This is a genomic window from Kitasatospora sp. NPDC059803 (assembly GCF_042732255.1).
Lineage (GTDB): Bacteria > Actinomycetota > Actinomycetes > Streptomycetales > Streptomycetaceae > Kitasatospora.
In genome coordinates, this window is the sequence record NZ_JBHWIJ010000135.1 from 8,200 (window position 1) to 12,676 (window position 4,477).

Here is a 4,477-nt window from a genome sequence, read left to right on the forward strand (position 1 = left end):
ATCCCCCCCCCGCCTCCCCCCCCCCCCGCCGCCCCCCCCCACGTCCCACCCGACACCGGGTGAGCAGGCCCCGGGCGTGGGCGGCCGCCCCGGGGTGGGCCCGGAGCGGCAGCCGCTGCGCCCACGGCCTCGTGGGGAGCGGGCGTCCGGCGGAAGGCCGTGGTCCGGTCATGCGGTCGCGTCCTTCCCCGGCCCGGTGAGGGGCCCGTGGTCGTCGTGGGATCGGCTCCGGGGGCGTCGCGCCTCAGTGGCCGAACAGGTGGCGGATCCGGCCGCCGCACGGGGGCTCGACCGGTAGGCCGACGTCCTGGCCGCCCTACTGGGCGGGGCGTTCCTCGGGCGGCGCGGGCTGCTCGCCCCCGTCGGGCGGGAGGGGTCGCTCGGGCGGGTCCGGCCGCACCACCGGCTGGGACCGCTGGTGGGCCGCCCGGTGCGCGGCCGGCCGGACGGGGCGTCGGGTTCGCCGGGACCGCCGGACCGTCAGGACCATCAGGGCCAGGCCCAGGCAGAAGAGCAGGGCGAGGGCCAGCCCGGCGAGGAAGATGCCCAGGCTGTCGAGCGCCGGCAGGCGGATGCCCAGCACCGTCGCCTGGTAGTCGGGCCCGCCGGAGAGGTTGTCCGCGATCAGCAGTCCGGCGAAGGCACCGGCCGCCGCCATCAGCAGGAGTCCTAGCAGCAACATGGGGAGTCCTCTCCGTCGTCCGGTTCCGGTCGCCCCCGCAGGGCCGCGCCTACCCGGGCGGGCCCGTGCCTAACGCCGCGCTTCGCGGGCCTGCTCAGGGCGAGGGGACCGGGGCTCACGCGGCAGGGGGCTACCGGCTCTGGACGGCGATCAGGCAGGTGTCGTCGTCGGTGTCGGCGGGGCTGAGCTCCAGCAGCCGGTCGAGGTAGCGCTCCAGGTCGGGGCCGGGGGCTCCGGCGGCGCGGATCAGCTGGTCGACGGACTCCTCGACCGGGCGGTCCCGGCGTTCGACCAGGCCGTCGGTGTAGAGGACCAGGACGTCGCCCGGCGGCAGGTGGGCGGTGTGCTCCTCGTACCGGGCGTCGTCCAGGGCGCCGAGGAGCACGCCGTGCGGCAGCGGCAGCACTTGGGCGCCGTCCGCTCCGACCAGGATCGGGGGCAGGTGCCCGGCCCGCGCCCAGCGCAGTTCGCCGACGGCCGGGTCGATGAGCACGCAGACGGCCGTCGCGGTGATCTGGCCGGGTTCGCGCAGGGCGACGGTGTTGGCCCACTCCAGCATCCGGGCCGGGCCGGCCCCGGTGACGGCGAGGCCGCGCAGCGCGTGCCGCAGGGCGACCATGCCGGTGGCCGCGCCGACGCCGTGCCCGGCGACGTCCCCGACGGTGAGCAGCACCCGCTTGTCGGGCAGCAGCAGCACGTCGTACCAGTCGCCGCCGACCCGGTCGTGCTGGGCGGCGGGGCGGTAGCGGACGGCGGCCCGCAGGCCGGCCGGGCCGAGCGGGGGCGGAGCGGCGGGCAGGAGGGCCTGCTGGAGCCGCAGCGCCAGTCGCTCGCTGTCGGCGGTCTCCTGCTCGCTGTCGGCCAGGCGCGCCCGGGTCGCCCCGAGCGCGACCTCCGTACGGTGCTGGGCGGACACGTCGTGGAAGGCGCCGCGCACCCCGGTGAGCTGGCCGTGGTCGTCGAGGAGGGGCTCGGCGATCACCCGGGTGTACCGGTGGGTGCCGTCCTGGTGGGCCAGGCGGACGACGGCGGAGGCGGTCCGGTGCCGGCGCTGGACGGTGTCCAGCAGGCGCCGGATCGCGGGCTCGTCGTCGGGGTGGGCGTGCCGGGCGAGCTGGGCCAGCGGGACCGGGTCGGTGTCGGGCGGCAGCCCGTAGATCTCGTGCAGGCCGTCGCTCCAGCGGATCCGGCCGTCGGCCGGGCACTCCTCGAACCCGGCCACCCGGGCCAGCCGCTGGGCCTGGCGCAGCAGGGCGCTCTGCTCGGCCTCACCGGCCCGCGCGGTCTCCGTCTGCCAGCCGACCAGCACGCGGCCGCCGACGGGGGCCGCCGCGAGCAGGACGGTGGCGGGAAGCGCGAGTCCGCCCTGCTGGAAGACCAGCCGGACCCGCTCGCCGGGCAACGGGACCCCGGTCTCGTGCACCCGGATCAGCCGTTCGAAGAGGCCGCCGGCGCACGCGGCCGGGTAGACCTCCAGGAGCGAGGTGCCCTCCAGCGTGTCCCGGGGGCGTCCCAGTGGATCGCGGAAGTGCGCGTTGGTCCGCAGGAGCGTGAAGTCGGCGACCTCTCCTCGGCGGACGACCGGCTCCAGCAGCAGGGCCGGGGTGGGCAGGCCCTCCAGGAGGGCGGTGTCGTCGCCGGGCGGGACGGGGACGGGGGTGGGGGCCGGGGCGGGGGCGGCGCCAGCTTCGACCAGGAGGGTCGCACAGAGGTCGGCGAGGGCGTGGAGCCGGCGGCGTTGGGGCCCGCCGAGCACGGGGGCGGGTGCGGGGGCGGGGCCGGGTGCGGGCCACAGGACCTCCAGCGCGCCCCGGCGGCGGCCTGCGTCGATCAGCGGGAGGACGGCCCGGGCCGAGCCGACCCCCACCGACGGGCCTGCGGTCTCCGGATCGCCGGGCCACAGCTCCGCGCCGCCGACCACGACGCGCTGGGCCGGGGTGGGGACGCCGGGTGGCACCCGGCTCCAGGCGTCGGCCTCGGCAGCGGACAGCCCGGCGTGCGCGGCGAGGGCGAGCACGCCGCCCGGCAGCCGCAGCCACAGCGCGACGGCGTGCGCGCCGAGCGCGTCCGCCGTCTGCTCCAGGACGGCTTCGGCGGCGCCTTGCAGATCGGCGACGGCGGCCAGCGCGGGCGTCACGGGGTCGGCTGTGCCCGCGAGCGGCCCGGGTGGCTGGCCGCGTGCCTGGCCCGACACCCCGGCGATGTCGGCGGCCAGGGCCGCCACGGGCACGGCGGCCTCCCGGGCGAGCCTGGCGAGTCGGGCGGCGGCTTCGGCGGGGAGCAGGCCGAGGCGTTCGGCCAGGATCCCGGTGGCCAGGTCGACGACGGCGCGGGCGCGAGCGTCGGCTCGCACCCGGGCGGCGGTGCTCTGGAGCCGGCGCACGGTTTCGGCGAGGGCCCGGGCCGTGGTGTCCGAGGGCTCATGCCCGGCGGTCATGGCGTGTCCAGCCAGTGCCGCATCCGGCCGAGCAGGTGTCGGGTGTCGACGGGTTCGCCCGGACGCAGGCGCTGCGGCGGTGCGTCCCCGACCGGGCGGCCGGAGGCGCTGGCCGTCGCCACCTCGGACATCGAGCGGACCTGACCGGTCAGGTTGGAGGCCATCACGTTGACGTTGTCGGAGAGGTCCTTCCACACTCCGGAGATGCCCTTGACGGTGGTCTGGCCGCGCAGGTTGCCGACGGTGCCGACCTCCCGGGCGGCCCTGGTCACCTCGTCGGCGAACGCGGACAGCTGGTCGGCCATGGTGTTGAAGACCGTCGCGATCTCCCCGAGCACGCCGGGCCGCTCGGGCGCGAGCCGGGTGGCGAAGTCCCCGTCGCGCACGGCGGTCAGCCCGGCGAGCAGGTGCAGCAGGGCCTGCTCGGCCGGATCGGCGCCGGGTGCCGGCCGCTCGTCCATCCGTTCCACCGCCCGGGTCCGCCGCACGCCCGGGGTGCCCGACCGGGCGCCCCAGCCCCGGGGCGGCGGGCCGCCGCCCTGCTCCCACTGTGCCACCGGAGGGCGAAGGGCGACAGGCAGGACAGGTGTCGGGGCCAGCGGGCGGAGGCCCGGGGCGACGGGCCGCGCGTTCACTCCGGTGGCGCGTCCCGCAGCACGAAGACCTCGACGGCCCCGGTCAGTTCGAGCATCCGCAGGACCAGCGGGCGGGGGCGGGCCAGTTCGAGCCGGCTGCCCTCGGCGGCCGCGCGGGCGTGGGCCCGGAGCATCGCGTTGAGCCCCGTGGAGTCGCAGAACTCCAGGCCCGCGCAGTCGAGCACGATGACGGTGAGGGGCGCGGCCAGGGCCGCGTCGAGGGCCGTGTGCAGGGCGCCGACCGAGTCGAGGTCGAGTTCGCCGTCCAGCGCGAGGACGGTGCCGCCGGCCCACGGCCGGGCCCGTGCGGTGAACCCGCCCGGCCCCGGGGCACCCGGCGCCGGGGCACGGCCGGTCGGTGGTCGGCGGGTCATGGTGTCGGCTCCTTCCGTTACCGGCCGGTCGGGCGGTTCACGCCGTACGGTACGCATCCGCTCGGGCGGGTGCGGGGCGCAGCCCGTGGCCGGGGGCGCCGTCCGCGCCGGGGGTGACGGTGCCGCCCGCCGGGTCGGGGGTGCCGTCGAAGGGCAGCCGCTCGATCCGGACGTGGTCGGAAACCTTCGGGGACACGGTGTTCCTCCTTCATCACGCTTCATCACGCTTCGCCCAGGGCGGGGGGCGGCCCCCCCCGGCGACCCGGCCGGCGGGGGGGGGGGACGGCGCGCGGGGGGGGTGTGGGAGGGCGCGCGCGGGGGGGGGGGTGGCGCCCACGCGGCGCCGCAC

4 protein-coding genes and 1 pseudogene are annotated in these 4,477 nt (G+C 78.3%); all 5 read right to left on the bottom strand.

Features of this window, described 5'->3' with window-relative positions:
- Window positions 1–316 precede the first annotated feature (316 nt).
- A complete protein-coding gene (locus tag ACFV6I_RS21620; protein ID WP_380374374.1) occupies window positions 317–682 on the bottom strand; it encodes a hypothetical protein in 366 nt (121 codons plus the stop codon).
- A 130-nt stretch (window positions 683–812) separates the two neighbouring features.
- Complete coding sequence (locus tag ACFV6I_RS21625) at window positions 813–3,119, bottom strand: SpoIIE family protein phosphatase (protein ID WP_380427060.1); 2,307 nt, start codon at window positions 3,117–3,119, stop codon at window positions 813–815.
- A gap of 98 nt (window positions 3,120–3,217) precedes the next feature.
- A pseudogene (locus ACFV6I_RS21630) lies at window positions 3,218–3,580 on the bottom strand (HAMP domain-containing protein); the annotation flags it as partial.
- A gap of 170 nt (window positions 3,581–3,750) precedes the next feature.
- Window positions 3,751–4,128 carry an STAS domain-containing protein gene (locus ACFV6I_RS21635; protein WP_380427062.1) on the bottom strand — a complete coding sequence of 126 codons (378 nt, stop codon included), beginning with the start codon at window positions 4,126–4,128 and terminating at the stop codon, window positions 3,751–3,753.
- Between the two features lie 37 nt (window positions 4,129–4,165).
- Window positions 4,166–4,324, bottom strand: a complete 159-nt coding sequence (locus ACFV6I_RS21640; protein WP_380344442.1) for a hypothetical protein — start codon at window positions 4,322–4,324, stop codon at window positions 4,166–4,168.
- Between the last annotated feature and the right edge of the window lie 153 nt (window positions 4,325–4,477).

Bases quoted from the DNA above. Each gene is read 5' to 3' on its own strand.
- ACFV6I_RS21635 (WP_380427062.1), bottom strand. From the start codon at position 4,128: ATGACCCGCCGACCACCGACCGGCCGTGCCCCGGCGCCGGGTGCCCCG.
- ACFV6I_RS21625 (WP_380427060.1), bottom strand. From the start codon at position 3,119: ATGACCGCCGGGCATGAGCCCTCGGACACCACGGCCCGGGCCCTCGCC.
- ACFV6I_RS21620 (WP_380374374.1), bottom strand. From the start codon at position 682: ATGTTGCTGCTAGGACTCCTGCTGATGGCGGCGGCCGGTGCCTTCGCC.